This is a genomic window from Streptococcus mobilis, from assembly GCF_059727625.1.
Genome location: NZ_AP041823.1, coordinates 244,608 through 263,016, shown reverse-complemented (window position 1 = coordinate 263,016; position 18,409 = coordinate 244,608). Strand labels below are relative to the sequence as shown.

Annotated in this window: 15 protein-coding genes; all 15 read right to left on the bottom strand. The window is 40.7% G+C overall.

The features are described from left to right. Nucleotides 1-70: 70 nt before the first annotated feature. On the bottom strand, nt 71-3,562 hold the full coding sequence (locus tag AC6IZR_RS01385) for a GBS Bsp-like repeat-containing protein (RefSeq protein WP_497848634.1): 3,492 nt from the start codon (nt 3,560-3,562) through the stop codon (nt 71-73). 144 nt (nt 3,563-3,706) lie between these two features. After that, entirely contained in the window at nt 3,707-4,759 is a 1,053-nt protein-coding gene (locus tag AC6IZR_RS01380; protein ID WP_497848633.1) for a glycosyltransferase, read from the bottom strand. A 15-nt stretch (nt 4,760-4,774) separates the two neighbouring features. Beyond that, nucleotides 4,775-5,872, bottom strand: a complete 1,098-nt coding sequence (gene glf / locus AC6IZR_RS01375) for a UDP-galactopyranose mutase (protein ID WP_497848632.1) — start codon at nt 5,870-5,872, stop codon at nt 4,775-4,777. A 10-nt stretch (nt 5,873-5,882) separates the two neighbouring features. Continuing rightward, nucleotides 5,883-7,298 carry a flippase gene (locus AC6IZR_RS01370; protein WP_497848631.1) on the bottom strand — a complete coding sequence of 472 codons (1,416 nt, stop codon included), beginning with the start codon at nt 7,296-7,298 and terminating at the stop codon, nt 5,883-5,885. 59 nt (nt 7,299-7,357) lie between these two features. Next, a complete protein-coding gene (locus AC6IZR_RS01365; RefSeq protein WP_497848630.1) occupies nt 7,358-8,404 on the bottom strand; it encodes a glycosyltransferase family 4 protein in 1,047 nt (348 codons plus the stop codon). 12 nt (nt 8,405-8,416) lie between these two features. Next, nucleotides 8,417-9,664 carry an O-antigen ligase family protein gene (locus AC6IZR_RS01360; RefSeq protein ID WP_497848629.1) on the bottom strand — a complete coding sequence of 416 codons (1,248 nt, stop codon included), beginning with the start codon at nt 9,662-9,664 and terminating at the stop codon, nt 8,417-8,419. Between the two features lie 19 nt (nt 9,665-9,683). Continuing rightward, the gene (locus tag AC6IZR_RS01355; RefSeq protein ID WP_497848628.1) at nt 9,684-10,523 is read right to left on the bottom strand and encodes a glycosyltransferase; all 840 of its coding nucleotides are present in this window, start codon (nt 10,521-10,523) and stop codon (nt 9,684-9,686) included. Continuing rightward, complete coding sequence (locus AC6IZR_RS01350; RefSeq protein ID WP_497848627.1) at nt 10,520-11,452, bottom strand: capsular polysaccharide synthesis protein; 933 nt, start codon at nt 11,450-11,452, stop codon at nt 10,520-10,522. Before AC6IZR_RS01350 ends, AC6IZR_RS01355 begins: the two co-directional genes overlap by 4 nt. Continuing rightward, entirely contained in the window at nt 11,433-12,437 is a 1,005-nt protein-coding gene (locus tag AC6IZR_RS01345) for a glycosyltransferase family 2 protein (RefSeq protein WP_497848626.1), read from the bottom strand. The genes AC6IZR_RS01350 and AC6IZR_RS01345 overlap by 20 nt, the downstream gene beginning before the upstream one ends. Next, nucleotides 12,424-13,482, bottom strand: coding sequence for an NAD-dependent epimerase/dehydratase family protein (locus AC6IZR_RS01340; RefSeq protein WP_497848625.1), 1,059 nt, complete (start codon nt 13,480-13,482; stop codon nt 12,424-12,426). The genes AC6IZR_RS01345 and AC6IZR_RS01340 overlap by 14 nt, the downstream gene beginning before the upstream one ends. Nucleotides 13,483-13,484: 2 nt before the next feature. Further along, nucleotides 13,485-14,204, bottom strand: a complete 720-nt coding sequence (locus AC6IZR_RS01335; protein WP_223355695.1) for an IspD/TarI family cytidylyltransferase — start codon at nt 14,202-14,204, stop codon at nt 13,485-13,487. Continuing rightward, on the bottom strand, nt 14,204-15,100 hold the full coding sequence (locus tag AC6IZR_RS01330; protein ID WP_497848624.1) for a LicD family protein: 897 nt from the start codon (nt 15,098-15,100) through the stop codon (nt 14,204-14,206). The genes AC6IZR_RS01335 and AC6IZR_RS01330 overlap by 1 nt, the downstream gene beginning before the upstream one ends. Before the next feature lie 6 nt (nt 15,101-15,106). Next, nucleotides 15,107-16,279 (bottom strand): beta 1-4 rhamnosyltransferase Cps2T, encoded by a 1,173-nt coding sequence (cps2T, locus tag AC6IZR_RS01325; RefSeq protein WP_497848623.1) that lies wholly within the window; start codon nt 16,277-16,279, stop codon nt 15,107-15,109. A 38-nt stretch (nt 16,280-16,317) separates the two neighbouring features. After that, the gene (locus AC6IZR_RS01320; RefSeq protein WP_497848622.1) at nt 16,318-17,694 is read right to left on the bottom strand and encodes a sugar transferase; all 1,377 of its coding nucleotides are present in this window, start codon (nt 17,692-17,694) and stop codon (nt 16,318-16,320) included. A gap of 19 nt (nt 17,695-17,713) precedes the next feature. Next, nucleotides 17,714-18,406, bottom strand: a complete 693-nt coding sequence (locus AC6IZR_RS01315; RefSeq protein WP_195529614.1) for a tyrosine-protein kinase — start codon at nt 18,404-18,406, stop codon at nt 17,714-17,716. Nucleotides 18,407-18,409 lie beyond the last annotated feature (3 nt).

Below are 18,409 nucleotides of genomic sequence, written 5' to 3'. Positions count from 1 at the left end.
AAGAAACAATATCATGAGAAGAATCCTATTTTTAAAGAAAACAGAAGGCCAGATTGGCCTTCTGTTTAGCTTATGCAAAAATTGAGAAGAAAGGTGCTCCAAGCTTGTTATCCATCGGGTCCTTACTCTTAATAGAGTGAAGATAGTTGATGGAGTACCAGCCGTTGTTGCTGCTATTATATGGATCGCGTACGTAGGTTCTTCCATTGTCATAACCATGCAAGACTAATTCATGAGTATAAGGATCGCTAGTAAATTGGCTATTGCCTACTGCAGCAAGTACATGCTTGCCAGCCATGAGGGCTTCTGCAATACCTCCAGCTCCATTAATCAATTGGCTCTTCAAGCCCCAGTTACGAGTGGCAGCTACAATCCCATCAGAATCTGTTCCTGCTTCACCTTTGTTGAATGAATCAGTATTGTTGTAGAGATAATCAGCTACTGTTGTTGGCAAAATAGTTCTACCTAAGATATCTGTAAAGGTCATGGCAAGGGAGGTTGGCACACAACCTGACTGATCGACATTGCTCACACCGTAATATTTCCCAGCCCAACGAGGATCCCGTTGAGAATAATAGGTTGTTTGTGGATTCACCTTTTGATTTCGTGGAGACAAGGCTGTCTGACCGAGGTTAAAACCTTCAACTCCCCCATCTTTGTAGTCTACATAGACGTGAGTGGTATAGTTGCCCGCTTCATTACCGTGATTATTGGCAGAGACAGTGATCTCTGTATGCATACCTGTCGGTGTTGCGGAATACCAGTATAGATTTTCTTGGTGCGCTTTAGACCAAGCTGCGACACGAATATTCTTAATCTGACGTCCCTGAGGTGCCTGATCTACAGCTACTGTATAAGTCCCGTTCGTTGCATTGACATTCTTGATAGCAGCTTGCGTCTTGGTCATGGCATTTCTAACTTCTACGTCTGTAGTAGTGGTACCAATACCTACACGAGAACCATCATTTTGAATATAGTAAAGGTGAATATGGTATTTACCAGTAGAGTTCTTGTGGTCGCTCGCTTTAACCGATACCTTGTAGTCTCCGTTCGCTTGGCGTGTTGCTTCATACCAGCGAATATCGTCTTGGCCGTCCTTTTCAGACCAAGTTGGGACTTGAACGGTCCGCACCCCTTTAGGGCTGTAGACATCCTGGATGATGACGTCAAATGTTCCTGTATCCTTATTGTTGTTTTGGATCAAGAGAGTGCCGGTTGACTTAGAAATACTGATATTTGTAGCAGTGCTTGCCACATATTCTTTTTTCCCTAAGTCATTGACATAATAGGCATGAACCAAATATTTACCTTGAGAATTCTTATGTTCACTTGCTTTGATAACTGCTTTATAGCTACCGTCACTTTGACGAATTGCTTTGTGCCATACTAGATCATCTTGACCATTTGTTTCACTCCACGTCGGAATCAGAACTTCTTTCAAGCCATTTGGAGATACTACATCGCGAATAACTGCTTCAAACGTACCGTTCTCAGTATTGTTGTTCTCAACAGTCAACGTACCGCTTACATTGGTCGGTTTTGTTTGATATACATTTGTAGCAGTGCTTGCCACATATTCTTTTTTCCCTAAGTCATTAACATAATAGGCGTGAACCAAATATTTACCTTGAGAATTCTTATGTTCACTTGCTTTGATAACTGCTTTATAGCTACCGTCACTTTGACGAATTGCTTTATGCCATACTAGATCATCTTGACCATTTGTTTCACTCCACGTCGGAATCAGAACTTCTTTCAAGCCATTTGGAGATACTACATCGCGAATAACTGCTTCAAACGTACCGTTCTCAGTATTGTTGTTCTCAACAGTCAACATGCCGCTTACATTGGTCGGTTTTGTTTGATATACATTTGTAGCAGTGCTTGCCACATATTCTTTTTTTCCTAAGTCATTAACATAATAGGCGTGAACCAAATATTTACCTTGAGAATTCTTATGTTCACTTGCTTTGATAACTGCTTTATAGCTACCGTCACTTTGACGAATTGCTTTGTGCCATACTAGATCATCTTGACCATTTGTTTCACTCCACGTCGGAATCAGAACTTCTTTCAAGCCATTTGGTGCAACAACATTACGAATTACCGCGTCAAACGTACCATTCTCAGTATTGTTGTTCTCAACAGTCAACGTACCACTTGGTTTTAAATCCTCTGGACGTTTTCCAATGTAAACATTTGTCGTTGTTCCACCCACACCCGTCATTTGTCCATTGTTCTGAACATAGTAAAGATGGACATTGTAAAGACCGGTTGAGTTTTTATGGTCCGCTGCTTTTACATTGACGGTATAGGTCCCATTTGCTTGACGATTGGCTGTATACCAAACAAGGTCATCTTGACCACCTGTTTCTGACCAGATCGGTACAGAAACGGTTCGAACTCCATTTGGCGCCTTAACATTTGAGATGACAACGTCAAAGCGGCCCGTCATAGTATCGTTATTGACAATGTCAATCTTCCCACTTAAGCTGCCTTCTGTTGGATCCGCTGCAGGTTTTGCGTTCGCGGTGAAGCGACCGGTATAGTCCACACTGTGGTCAAAGAGGTGTTTTCCTGGAAGCAATTCCGCTTGAGAAGTGAACTGCCACGCGCCAGCTTTCCCATTGTAACGCAAACTTTTCGCATCGTTTACAGATAGTTTTGGAGAAGGGTATTGGGCAACCCAGAAATTCTGAAGTCCAAATTGAGCGGTGTTGACTGGACCTTTCTTGCGAAGGTTGTTTTCATCCAACCAGCTAGCACTGGTGTAGAACATCAAGTTGGTGTAGCCATTTTTACGCATTTCGTCCGCCCAGGCTTGGGTGTTGCGGTTAATGTTTGGCTGCATCTTGGCATCCTCAAAGTCATTGACCATGAGGGTGTTCTTTGGAAGACTCAAGCGTTGCGCCTCTGCAATGTAGAATCGCGCTTCTGCACGCGCCGCTTCCTCGGAAGTATAGCGTGAGAAGTGGTAGGTCGATACTTGCAGACCCGCAGCTTGTGCATTACGAATTTGGTTCTCCGCATTCGGGTTCTTGTACCAAGTGTCTTCTGTCAATTTGACAACGACACCGCCCACGCCTTTATTAGCTAGGGTACGGTAGTCTCCAATACTAATGTCTCCGTTGTGGCTACTCACATCAACGAATGATTTTGGTTGAACCGCCACATCTGTTGAACGACCAGCTGGAGCGTGAGCGCCTGTGTTAAAGAAGGTCGTGCTTCCTGTATTAGACTGAAGAGGAGTTTCTTCTTTTTTCTCAGTCGTCGATGCATCTGTAGCTTTCTCTACAGATGGAGCCCCACTTTCTGAAGCCGCGGCCTTGTTCACAGGTGCTACAGGCTGTTCGGTCACATTTGCTGGTGCTGCATAGTTGCTTACGACAGGTGCTACCGACTTTTCAGCAACGGCTACTTCTGGCACTTTTTCAGCTTGGACTTGGTTGCCTTCAGTAGTAGCAGCCTCGTTTGAAACCAGCTCATCTGCACTGACTCCCTGAGCAGATACAGCCATCAAGACTGCCGCTCCGGCATAAAAAATAAGATCTTTCTTTTTCATATAAACTTCCCTTTATACAAATTTTATACTTTAATCATTTTACCACACGGTTTCAGCGATGAAAAGTTTTATAAGGCAAATTTTTAAAATTAGTGATATTTTTTTGAAAAACTAAAAAAGAAGTCTGTCTGACTTCTTTTGATCTTATGATAAATGCTTTAAGGCTGTCTTTAAGTAATGACCATCTCGGATTTCCTGGCCAACACGCTTGGCATTGTCTACCAAATCTTGGTAATCAGCATCTGAAAGATTGTCGATGGTCTCCTTCAAGTCATGAAGAGACTCTACTGCAATCCCACAACCCTTCTCAAGCACAAAGTGAGACAAGGCTGACTGTTTCCAAACGACAAGCGGGAAGCTCGATGCTAGATAAAGCGACGCCTTATGAGAGTTGTTGTAGCGAAGGTACTCACCAAAAACACCACTACAGGTTTCCGCACTATCCCCATCCCAGACCAGTCCAAAACCACCCTCAAGGGCTGCAGGAAGCTCATCCGGTAGGAAGGAGCCAAAGTAAGTTTCATTCTCTAAAGCTCTACTCTCATCAAAACCAACACCATAGAGATTATAGGCAGGTTGTGCAGGAAGAGCATAGAGATAACCAGCTTTTTCTTGTGCCAAATTACCAGCCACAATAATTGGCTGATTCTTAGTTAGACCTGTCTTCTCTTGGAAATTTGGAATCAAATAGTCAAAAATACCAAGGCTGATAATCTTATCTTCCGCAATTCCTTTATCCACCAAAACAGATTTCATCACCGGGTTGTGGGCGATGATCCCATCAGCTGCACCAAGAAGACCTGATTCCTGGATCTTCATTCGAATTCTGTGTTTCAAAGGAACAGCTTGACCATTCATGAAACGAAGTGCATCTAGATCATGGATAATAAAATGAACTTTTACGCCTTTTTTCTGCGCTTTTTTTACATGATGTGTTGTGAAAAAGCTATGGTTAATTATTGGTAATTGGATAAGTAGCTCGTCGCCCTGCTTTAATTGATCCAAGACTTCCCCAAATACCTTAGATTTACAGAGCTGAGCTTTAAGTATCCCCATCTCATACCAATTATCAACTGAAAGAACTAAATCTTGATAACCCTCTTTTTTCACAATTTGTTCCACATCATTACGTGCCTTACTTCCAGCGTTTTTTAAATTTTTTTCATGTAAAAATTCTTCTTTTAAGTAGTATTTCATAGATTATCGTTTCTTTCAATCAAATTCATTTGCTACGACTTCCAAAGCACGCTCAATGACCACGTGCATGTCGTAGTATTTATAGTCTGCCAAACGTCCACAGAAGATAACCTTGTCATTTTTCTCAGCTTCTTCTTTGTACTTAGCAAACATGGCGTTGTTCTTTTCATCATTGATTGGGTAGTATGGTTCATCCCCACGTTTCCAGTCAGCTGGGTATTCACGTGTGATAACTGTCTTAGGTTGTGTACCATACTCGAAGTGCTTATGTTCGACGATTCGAGTATAAGGAATCTCACGCTCTGTGTAGTTGACTACGGCGTTCCCTTGATGGTTTTCCTCATCCAAGACTTCGTGCTCAAAACGAAGACTGCGATACTCCAACTCACCATGTTTGTAATCAAAATACTGGTCAATCATTCCTGTAAAGACAACTTTATCCGCTGAAGCTTCAAGTTCTTCACGATTGGCAAAGAAGTCAACTCCAAGTTCTACTTCTACATCGCCCAGCATATTTTCGATGATGACATTGTAACCACCGATTGGAATTCCTTGGTAACGGTCATTAAAGTAGTTGTTATCAAAGGTCAAACGAACTGGAAGACGTTTGATGATAAAGGGTGGAAGGTCTGTGGCAGAACGTCCCCATTGTTTTTCAGTGTAGCCCTTAATCAACTTTTCATAGATGTCTGGGCCGATCAACTTGATGGCTTGTTCTTCCAAGTTCTTCGGTTCAACATCTTTCATATCAGCTGTCTGCTCGGCAATCTTGTCCTTGACTTCTTGAGGAGTCTTGGTTCCCCACATAGCATAAAAAGTATTCATGTTAAAGGGAAGATTGTACAGACTGCCCTTGTAGTTAGCTACTGGTGAGTTGATATAGTTGTTGAATTCAGCGAACTGGTTGACATAGTCCCACACTTTTTTGTTGGACGTATGGAAAATGTGGGCACCGTACTTATGGACGTTGACGCCTTCAACCTCCTCGCAGTAGATATTTCCACCGATGTGATCTCGCTTATCAATCACTTTTACTTTTTTACCACGTTTAGTAGCTTCATGTGCGAAAATGGCTCCAGACAAACCAGCACCAACAATCAGATAATCGTACATAGTTATCTCCCTATTTCTTTATTAATTGCTGTTTCAACTCTTTCAGATTTACCACCTTGAAGAGCAAAATCAAGGTTCCATAGATGATTGCGCCACATCCAGCATACAAAACAACATTCAGAGTCGACGAAAGATGGACAATGGACTTGACAAATAGCAAGAGACCATACATGAGTACTGAAGCGAGCACAATCTTCATCATTGAGCCCATAATCGGCACTTCTTTAAGATAAGTCCGTGTAAAGTAGAGTTGAATTCCCCATACCAAGCCTTCTGTCAATACTGATACAATCGCAGCTCCAATAAAGCCCAGTTTTGGTAGGAAGAGTAGGTTCAATCCGACACTGACAATGGCAGGAACAGTAGTCGAAATCATAAATTCTTTATTTTTATTATGAGGAATCAGGATTTGAATCCCCATGATATTGGTCCATCCGATAAAGAACATTCTAAAAATCATGATGGCAATAGCATAACGCGCATCCTGGAAATCCTTTCCTAGGAAAAACTGAACAAAGTCATCATTGACGATTAACATACCGGCAATAATGGGGAAAATGACCAAATTATAGATCAAAAAAGACATTTGGTGCATCTTATTGACAGCCTTATGGTCCCCTGAGGATAAGAGGCTCGATACCCGAGGCAACATGACGCTCCCCAGTGAGGTCACCAAGGTCAACAAAATATTGACGAGTTTTAAGGCCTGATCATAAATCCCCACATCCTTTGTAGATGCAAGAGCTCCCAGCATGGTCCGATCCAAAGTGACATAGAGGGAAATGGCAATCTGCGGTAAAAAGAGCAGAATGACTGGCTTTAAATGTACCCGTGCATAAGCCATATCAAAATGGGCTTTCCCAATAAATTCACGGGCAGGCAACCACATACTGAGCTGACCTAAGAGCTCAAAGATGGTCAGTAAGAATACATAGAGATACAGATCTTTCGCAGACTTGACAAACAAGAAGATCGAAATCACTCCAACCATTTTGACCGTGATATTCCGAACCGTAATCTTACGAAAGTCCTCTAATCCCTGAAAGAGCCAGGAAATGTCGAGGCCCTTTGAGACCAAGCTGATCCCTAGGATATAGGCAACAGGATTTTGCATGGAAGGCAGGGTCACACATAAAAGAACATAGAGGGTCAGGGACAGAATCGTAGCCCCCAACTGGAGGGTATAAATCCCCCAGAAATTCTTTTGGATATCTTTGCGGTGTCCTGAGATCTCTTTGGTTCCATAATTGGCCACTCCTAGAGTCCCTAAAAGGATAAAATAGGTGACAATGGAGTTAAAATAGCCATAGGTCCCCAAGTCATTCGAGCTAAAAACCCGTGTTACATAGGGGGTGGTAACAATGGGAAGAATAATAACTAATAATTGATAAGATAAATTATAAGCATAATTTTTTAAGACTTTCATTGGACTCCTTCAACTCCTTGAAATAGAAGTTAGGACTCCTATTCCTTTTTAGAAATGTTCTACTCCATCAATTCAATGAGGGTTTCTATGGCTCTTTCTAGTGAGAAGCCTTTTAGGTCCTCGCTACCCTTACTAGCCAGAGCATGGCGGAGATCAGCATCCTCAATAGCTCGTAAGATATTGGCTGCAAGGGCTTGAGGATCATTGACTGGCGACAACAAAGCATTGGTATCATTTGCATATTCAAAAACACCTTTATAGGCAGTTGAAACCAAAGTACAGCCACAGGCCATACTCTCTGCTCCGGTCAGACCAAATCCTTCATTGACACTAGCACAAACAAAAATCGCCGCCTCATTATAGAGGGCTCTCAATTGAAGGGCTGTTTGGTTTTGATGATAGTCGATCCACTCTTTATCAATATCCTCTCTCTTTTCACGCGCACCAAACATGGTTACATGGAGGTCTGGATGACGTTTGCGAACTAATTCCAAAGCTTCTAGTGCGACTGGAATTCCCTTGTGTTCTCCATAGTGATAGAGCATAGCAATTTCCAGTGGATTTCTTTCTTCGATGGGCTTGGCTACAGAAAAAGCATCGGTGTCAATCGGATTCTTAAGGAGCTTCACTTCTGAATCATAGGGGTAAACCATATCATAAAGCCACTGGGAGACAACAATATTGGTCATCCCCATTTGGTAGGTCTGGTAGACATCCTCATCCGAAAAGGACCAATTCTCAAAATCTTGAATCAGGTAATACTTGCGCCCACATCGCTTGGGTAAGTCATGGACGATCTCTGCTGTATTGACAGCTGTCGCAAAAACCACATCTGCATCCGGAAAGTGGGTCTCATTGCGATAAGGGGTCGCGATTTTTTTGACCCGTTTATCGAGAGGAAACCACTTGGGATAAAAATGTTTATAGATATGGGACAAGTAATATTTGATGGTATAATTCTTAATTCTTGTAAACTTTTGATCGGTGAAGCAAACAAGTGAGACTTCATGCCCTTTATCGACTAGTCGATTGGCATATTCAAAGACGACTTTAAAGCCACCAACTGGCACATCTGGTAAAGACGGCAAGCAAAAAGTAATTTTCATTGATTTCTCCTATTATAGGCCACTTCTTTCTGTTTTGGTTCCCGCTCGTGCAGCCATGACTCCCCATACCATGTAGAACAAGAAAAGGGTAATATTGTTTGCGAAAAAGTCAAAAAAGAACATTTCAATTAAGGTCATGACTAAAAATAGAAAGATAAAGCGATCAAAAGGCTCCTTGGTGTCTAAAGAAATAAGATAGATGACCAAGCCAACTACTAGCAAGATAGAGCCAACTATACCTGCTTCTACCAAATAGGTAGTCAACATAGAGTCTGTTGTTTGAAAGCCAGTAAAAAATGAATACTTTGGCAAAAAGTCATATACAGTAGAGGCATAACCTCCTCCTATTAGAGCTTTTAAAGGGTGCTCTGCCATATAAGGAGATATATTTTGGAGAGTCCCAAATCTCTGCCCCAATGATCCATCTGAAAATCCCATTGAAAAAATTCGGCTAAATCGAGTCGAAACTAAAGCTGCTACTCTTCCAAAAACTCCTGTAACATATAAGATAAACATTGCTACTGGAGTTCCAATAACCCAGGTTAGTTTAGCTTTTCGAGCAAAAAATAAATAATAAATCACCATGATAACAATAAAGGTGATCCAAGCCATCCGTGACTGACTGACAATCAAGGCAAAGAGAACTGTTCCCTTATAGAGGTAATCAATTACTTTATTCTTACTTGGGAAACTCAAGGCCAAGAGCCAACCTACTAAGAGAACATAGGCAAAATAGGTATAGTGAGTGAAAAAAGAGCTAGGATAATACACAATATGAGAAAATTCATTCATTCGATTAATCCATTCTGCAGCTCCTGTAGAAATAAAACTAGAAATTGGATTGTATCTTACATACCACTCATAAATTCCAAAGAGTGCAAAAAACATAATAAAAAGCTTGAGGCATTGAACAAAAAATAATTTAGATTTATTGCCATTTCCCATCAATAAGCTAGTGACATAGAAAGCTATAATTGGTAACATTACATAACGAATCAATAAATTCGTAAAACTAGCAGATGACCTAAAGAAGATTACGCTAGTAAAAATATAATACACCGCAAATAACACTATAAAAATACTTTTTTTGTTTATTTGAATGACAAGCCCTTTTGAAAAAATCCTATGAATCAGCACTAAAACAAACATAGGGAGGATGAGAGTTAAATTCATATTACGATAATATGCAACTCCAATAATAATCCAAAGAGAAAATATCATAAAGGTAATGAGTCTACTTCTTTGGGATAATCTATTCATGTTTTCTCCATTCTTGGATCTATTTTAAAGTTTTTATAATATTTTTAATTGATGGAATTCTTAAATAGTAGTAAAGAATATAGTAATAATAATGTTGGACTTTTGATACCCGATTCAACTGTCTCAAAAAAGTAACCATTGATGGTTCAATTTTTGGAAATTTAATCCGTTTCAAACCAAAAATATTTGTCTTCGTACCAAAACCAATCGTATTGTTTTCATGAATACGATATCTTATTAATTTTTCATTTAAAAAGCATACTTTTCCAATTTTTGAAGCAATTAATAATAATTGATGATCGTGATACAAGGTTCTATTATCAATTTTCAAATACAGTTCTCGAGCCTTCTTTGAAATACAATATGTAGCACCTTGGACAACATTCCCCAACATAAGGTAATCAAATGATAAATCAATAATTTTATCATTCTTTTTCTCTAATTCTGTAAAAAAACGATTGGGAACAAACTGTTCCGTAGTTTTTAAGTCACTACCGTTTTTATCAATTAAGCTAAAATTTGTACAAACAGCTTCACACTTGTACTCCTTCATAACTTCCATTGTTTTTTCAACTTTATCAAATTCCCAAACATCGTCTTGATCCGCTAAAAAAATGAAATCTCCCGTACAAGATTCAATTGCATTATAAAAATTTTGAATATATCCTACATTTTCCGGATTCCGAATGAATTTCACCCGAGAATCTTCCACTTTTGATAAAACACCAGCTGTATCATCGGTCGAACAATCATCGAAGATAATGACTTCATCAACTTCTACACTTTGATTTAAGATAGAACGTAGCTGAGTAGCCACATAATCTGCACCATTATAGGTTGTCATTGCGACAGAAATCATTTTATGAGCTCCTTCATAATTTTTTTATAATAAGTCCCATCTTTCATCGTTTCAGATTTATCAAACTTATAGGATAATTTATGGAAAGGCGTTGTCAATAATAGATTGTCCCACCACGTTTGGTTAAAATCTTCAAATAAATTAAGTAAAAGAATATGTGGCAAAGTATTGGAAGCTGGGAAAACTTCTTTCCACTTTTCAGGATAGGTTTCAATTGCCAATTGAAACATTAAATGGAAAATGAAATAGTCTTTCACATAATCATATTTTCCCCAATATTTATACAATAAATATTTTGTTAATTCCAATAATTCATTGTGAGTTTCAGATGTGATAAACCAATTAGAAATTTGCATCACATGGCCATCGATTGGCTTTAAACCTTGAAACACAAATAAATTGGAATCTAACATATAACCTGGAATATCTGGAGAAGTACAATAAACTGTAGAGTCAATCCAGGTCCCGCCATGTCGGGTTAATAATTCCAACCTTAGTAAGTCAGAAAAATGTGTCGGACTTATAATTCCTTTGGCAAATTTGTTCATAACATGCTCAGGAAATTCAACATATTGCGAATAATTTTCCTCAGTGATCAGCACAACATCCCTATCAGGAAGATTCTCTTGAATAGATGCGACGCACCTTTGAACAAGTTCAGGTGCACTTTCTAATCCTTGCATCCAACAAATCCACACCTTGTTAGTTTTCTTTTTATCAAATGATTTCTTTGAAGAAAGAAATTCTTTGATTGCAGGTCCATTTTCTTTTCTCAATTTTTTCATGAGCTTATAACGTACGATTAGACGCACTAGCTCAAGACCTTTTCTATCCCGTCCTATAAAAAGCGTCCCCAGTGTTAATGGAAAAAAAGTCCCATTTTTTAAGGAAGTCAGTAATATTTCTTTTTTATTTATCTTCTTTTTCATTAGTTCTCATATACTTTTTATACAATTTACTAAATAGAATCACTGTTCTACTCAAGGTTTTAACTGGTTTACCCCAATCAATCTTTTCAGACCGAACTTTCTTGACCGCATAAGCCCCGCCTCGTTGGATAATGTCTTCTACTTGATCCAAAAGCATTTGTTCCGATTCAGAACTTACTTGTTTTCTCAGTAAACGCGTAGCCACCAGGGTCTGTCTGTAAGTCAGGGCATGGTCCTTTGCTAGTTCATTCACCTTGGACAAGCGTTTAAAAATTCGGCTCCATTTAAAATTGTACTCGTGCTTACTCGTGACATTACTTCCATAACGACGATAGCCCATCACTATTTCAGGATAAAAGTAGACATTGCCTTTCAGAGCTGCTACTTTTGTCGTGAAATTGTCATGTGAAAGATAGGCTAATTCAGGTGCATCATTTTCTAACTCCGGAAGAATTGAGAACAATTCTCGGTTGAAAAAGGTATTGCATCCATAAACCTTGTGGGCCATGAAGACAGAAATAGGATTGGTATAGTGAATCCCCATCAACTGGTCCATACTCGGAGAGGTTTCCTTACCAGCTCCGTCAATAATTCTCATATCTGCATAAATCAGGGTTGGCCCACCCGTATGAACTTCTTGGTAGAAACCTTGTAGCCGTTCTAACTTGTCTGGATCCCAAACATCATCCTGATCCGCAAATACAAAATAATCTGAATGAGCTCCTTGCTGACGAACTGCATTGATCAAGCCAAAGAAGTTGTAATAGGCTCCATGAAAATCAGATTCATTTTGGATCAACTGAATCCGTTCATCCTTAGCCATGTATTCTTGGATGATGTCAACCGTGCGATCTGAAGAATGGTCATCTCGAATGATAAGGCTCCAATCTGTCACAGTTTGATCGAGGATACTATCCAACTGCTCTCGGAGAAAGGCCTCTCCATTATAGGTCGCCATCATGATCAATAGCTTATTTGTTTGCACGAGCGAACTCCTTTAAAATTTGATAGGTATGGCCAAAACCGGTCTTAGCATCAAACAATCCTTTCCAGCCTAAACCTTCGAGTTTATCACTGGTCAGACTGGCATTTTGCATAGGATTGGCCTGTTTACGATCTTGTTCTGTTGGAAGATCCATCACCAAGGCCACCTCTCCAACTTGGGCGATCACTTCTGCCATCTGCTTGATGGTAATAATCGAAGTGGGATTTGAAATATTATAGGCTTGACTTGAGGTTCCTGCCAACAAGACCGTCAAAATTGCACTGGCACAATCGAGACTATAACAGTAGGATCTCAATTGGCTTCCTGTACTTTTCATTACGAGATCCCTTCCTGCGAGGGCTTCGTTCATAAAGAAAGAAGAGACCCGATTGTCTGATCCCTTGGCACTTGGTCCGTAAATATGACCTGGCCGAACGATGCTAATCTTTAAATCATATTCCGAAGCGAAGCTGACACAGAGGGTTTCCGTCGCTCGTTTAGAACTAGCGTAGGAAGAACGGACATGGAGATGGTCAACCTCCCCAATAAAATCCTCAGCTAGCGGTTGAGCCGTCGAACTTGCCCCATAGACCTCGCTCGAGGATACATAGACCAGATTTGAAACACCTGCATCCTTGGCATAACTTAAGAGATGGTACATACCCATAAAATTACTGGTCATGGTTTCGACTGGTTGTTGAACATAGAGTTCTGGACTAGCTGGGCTGGCTGCATGGATGACAAAATCGACAGTCATCTTAAAATCAGGGACTTGAGTGGCATCATAAAAGATAAAGTGCAAGTGACTTATTTCCTTGCCAAAGCGCTCTTCTAAAGAGGACAGATTCCGACCACAGCAGTAAATCTCTATGTCAAAGTCTCTGACCTGATTGAGAAATAAGAGCTGGTCGACCAGGGTTGAGCCAATTAAACCAGAAGCTCCTGTTATAAGGACCGATTTCCCTCTCAGTTCATCGAGACAAACGATTGAGGACAAGGAGTGCTCAACGTCTTTTCTATAGGTGGCATTAGCTAATAATTCCATTGTTATTTGATCCAATTATCCCGTGTTGAACTTAGTAAGGCTTTAAAAATATCTAAATCTTCAACAGTTGTAATTTTAAGATTTTTCTCTGATCCGAGTGAGAAATAGCTCTTCTCACCAAACAATTGCATCATTTGGCAAGAAGCTGCGACATCTGTAATCCCTTGTTCTAAGGCTTTGTGATGAAGAGACAAAATCTTGTCCAGATGGTAGACATGAGGTGTCTGAGTACGAAGCAACAAATCACGGTTCAAGGATTCAGATGAAGAAGTTGATTGAGGCTCATCTAAGACAAAGACAACCTCTGTTGTTGGAATGGCTGCAACCGCATTTCCAAATTGTTGGTAGGTCGCCAAAGCATCGCTAATAATCTCATTGCTGACCAAAGGACGGTTCCCATCATGGATCAAGACAGTTACATCTTCGTCTGGATGAGCTTCTTTAACAGCTGTCAAGCCCTTGAAGATTGACTCTTGCCCAGAAGCTCCTCCGGTTGTAATGATTTTCAACTTGGTGATCCCGAATTGTTCGGCATAGGCTTTTACCATTTGCTCCCATCCCTTTAAGATGACGATACAAATTTCATCGATTTCTGGATGGTGTTGGAATTTTTCAAGAGTATAAATAATAACTGGTTTATTTTCCACATGGATAAACTGTTTTGGGATATCCTGTCCAATGCGGCTACCAATACCAGATGCTGTTAAAATTGCGATATTCATTATTCTTCTCCATATTTTAACTCTAGGAACAAGTGTTGTTCTCTCTTATCTGCAGAAGGAACCACCATGTAATCTTTGCCATAAAACATTTCCAAATATTCTTCAGACCAGACTGGAATATTGACCATCTCTGTCTCGAAAGGAACTTTCTTATAAACGTTCATGTTTTCACGTAGATAAGTCTCTCGTCTAAAGTGTTTGCGCCCTGTCGGGACAGAAACATATTTCGTATGAGGATCTTTACAACTGGAGTTGCACTTGTCTAACCAGGTTAACCAAGTCTTCATCGGAATAATCCCAAAGAACCAGCCCACCATCAACTTACCAGCTGAATAGTTGAGCTTTCTCCCCTCTAAGCGAAACATCTCTTTCATCAAAGCATGATTCTTTGTTTCACGTACAGAGGCCAAGGCAAAGGTTAGAAACATACTGGTAAAACCTTGGAAAAAGCGTTTGATGGGTTGATCAAAGACATTTTCCACAATATATAAGTCGATGGAGATCCCACATTCTTTGGCCGCGTAATCATATTTCCTACGAGCCACTGTCCCTTTTTTGCGAATCTGTGAAACATGAAGCCCAAGCTCTGGGTGAGTCTTAGGGCTTTGAAGATAGTAGTGAGAACTAAAATCATGATCCGTTTCAAATAAGGCGACTAGTTTATCATAACTTTCTCGTGGAATATTGATATCGACATCATCATCCCAAGGGATAAAACCTTTGTGGCGAACGGCTCCTAAAATACTCCCGCCACTCAATGAATACTTAATCCCATGCTCATCGAAAAACTTGAAAACATCGGAAATCATCTTAAGGAGTTCCGCTTGGTACCGTTTTAAGCCCTCATCGTCTAAAAAGATAATATCTGATTTGTCGTATTTTAATTTTTCTGCCATTCTTGTTTATCCCTTAAACTCTTTCTCATAATCGGCTACGATCTTTTCCCAAGTGAAAGCTTGGGCAATCCGTTGACTTGATTTTTGGTTGAGATATTCGATTGCTTGAGCATCTAATTGCTCAGCTTGATCAATGACATGTGCCAATTGATCTTTCTTCCAATAGAGCGCCCCATCTTCACCGACTTCACGGTTAAAGCCAACATCCAACAAGAGGTTGAGTTTAGTAGACTCTAGTGCCTCAAGAAGGGATGGATTGGTACCACCTACTTCATGACCATGGAAGTAAGCAAAGGCATTCTCGCGGATGTATTTGAGCAATTCTTGATCGTAGACCGTCCCCACAAACTTCACTCGAGGATCTTGATCAAATCCTGTATCCTTACGCAACTGCTCATAGAACTTGTTTTCTTCTACATTGGTAATCAGAACAAAATCTTTTTGGGAGTTTGACTTCATAAAGCCACGAATCATGGCCTCATAGTTATTCTCCGGTACAAAACGTCCCACGACAAGGTAGTAATTTCCTTCAGATACTTGCTTATCCGCAAACCAAGTCCGTACTTTCTCGTCTTCTTTACTCAGGATGGATTTACTTGTATCCGTTCCATAAGCAATATAGGTCGTCTGAGGCTGATACTTGGCATAATCCTTCTGGATATAGGCTTCGATGTTCTTGCTATCACAAATCAACAGGTCGGCGCGTTTGACCATGAGTTGTTCAGAAAACTTCCAGTATTTGCGGACTGGAAGACTCCACTTCGCGCGAAGCCACTCATGACCATCCGGATTGACCATCAGAGTCCCTCCGATAGCCTTGATTTTCTTTTTAATTTTTGAGATAAAAGGACCAATCCGGCAAGCCAAGACATAGAAGATCGGAGCCTGGTCTTTGTTTTCTTTTGCGATTTCAACGGCCTTGTTGAGGGCTGCAATATCATAAGCAATAGCACGCGCAGGACCGATATTAGGGACATCAATGTTGTAACAGATCGCGCCATTATGTTCGAAAGCATCTGCAGTAATTCCTGATTTTGCTGAATTCTCCCGCATACAAGCTACATAATACTGGATATTTTTATCTTGTTGGAATTCTGTCAACTTCTCAACAAAGGTCTCAAAACCACCATATTTTGCTGGAATACCTTTGGAACCAACGATATAAATTGATTGTGTCATTTTTCTCCTAACATGGAAAGGACGAAGTAGGCAGTTTCCTACTTCGCTCCTTCTTTTCTAAGTACAACCTTCACGGTTTTGAGCAGGATCTGAATATCTCTCCAGATCGTCCAACCATCCATATACGCAACGTCGAGTTTGACTACCTCGTTAAAGTCTGTAATCTCACTGCGTCCACTCACTTGCCAAAGGCCGGTAATGCCGGGCTTGAAACTGAGTCGTCGTTTTTGGGCTGGCGTATAGTCTTGATATTCGTCTACCGTTGGAGGACGAGTTCCGACCAGACTCATATCACCGATCAGAACATTGTAAAATTGTGGCAATTCATCGAGACTGGTCTTACGAATAAAGCGTCCGATTGGTGTTACCCGCGGATCATTTTCCATCTTGAACATCCCACCTGTCATGGTGTTTTGCGCCATCAGATCTTTTTTAATCTCTTCGGCATCCACTCGCATAGAGCGGAATTTATAGAAGTTAAAATACCGTCCGTTCTTTCCGACCCGCTTCTGTACAAAGAAGGCAGGGCCCCCATCTTTACGGATTAGAGGGACCAAAACGATACTCACTAGTCCACAAATCAAGAGACCAAAGAGGGCTCCCGCAATGTCCAAAAGACGTTTAGCAAAGACGTGGCTCGGTTTGTAGAAATTGGTTGAGAAAGTGACGACATTTAGTCCCCCGACTTCTCGAACCCGTTTATTGCCTAAGGAAGCGAAGTTAAAGGCATTGAGATTGACCGATACATCAATCCCCATACTCTCAAACTCCGAGACGAAATCACTAATATTGTAGTCCTCACTTGGCAGATTGATAAACACTTCATCCACCACTTCCTTGGTCACAAAGTTCATCATTTGATCCGGCTGCACCACCCGTACATCCGAATGAGCAAAATCCGTATCATCCATGACGGTGACACCGATCAATTCCCCATGATAAAGGCTAGGCGAATGCAGAATATCAAATACCTTTTCCATCCGACTGGTCGCTGTAATCAGGAAAATCTTTCGCGAACTTTTCCGCCGCGGTGAAACAGACTTCCGGTATCTCTTGAGCAAGAGATCCATGATGTAGACGGAAAACGTATTGAAAAGAAAGAAGTAGATCATCCCCCGACGAGAAATGGAAAAAACCCCGTCGAGCATAAAAGAGGTAAAGGTGATCCCAACCGCGAAAAATACATTGTATTTCAAGACCTGAAAGAGCTCATCTAGATAGCCTCTGCTGTAAAAACGATAGGCAATATTGCTAATGTAGAAGGCTACAAAATGCAAGAGATAGAGAATCGCAATTGTCTGCGATGTGTATTCTGCATCCTTAAAAAGACTCACAATGTAAGCTGAAAATAGGACAGCCAAACTTTGAAAGAGAACAATATTTAGTTTTTCCAGCTCGATTCTTTCTTCTCCCATTTCCCCTCAATCCTATTCTTTACTTCTTCCCATACTCTCCGTAGGTTCCGTATCCACCATATGAACCATACTCAGCAGCTTTAATGTTAAATTTATTGAGCACTACTCCTAAGAAAGATGTGCCTGTTTGTTCCAATTGATACTTGGCTTTTTGGACAGCCTTACGTCCATTGGCACCAGATTCTGTGATCAAGACAGTTCCATCACAGCGTTGGGCGATAATCGCCGCATCAATCACAACCCCGATTGGAGGTGTATCGACAATGATATAGTCAAAATGCTCACGAAGTGCATCCATCATCACAGTGAAGTTCTTGCTTTGTAAGAGACCTGTTGGGTTTGGCGCGACCTGCCCAGACTCGATGATATCCAAGTTTGGAAAATCAGTCGCATACAAGATTTGGTCCAATTGGCTACGGCCAGATAAGAAGTCGGTCAAGCCTTGGATCTTAGTACGGCTACGGAAAATCCCTGTCATGACAGAGTTCCGGATATCACAGTCTACCAAAAGGGTCTTGTAACCCGCACGCGCAAAGGCAACGGCCAGGTTGGTTGAAGTGGTTGATTTCCCTTCATTTTCTTGAACAGATGAGATAGCGATGACTTTTAAGTCTACCCCACTCAATTGGATATTCGTCGCAAGGGCATTGAAGTACTCTTCTGCCTTCCGAATTTCTTGTAATTTGTTTTTTGAAATTTCTAACGTATTCATGCG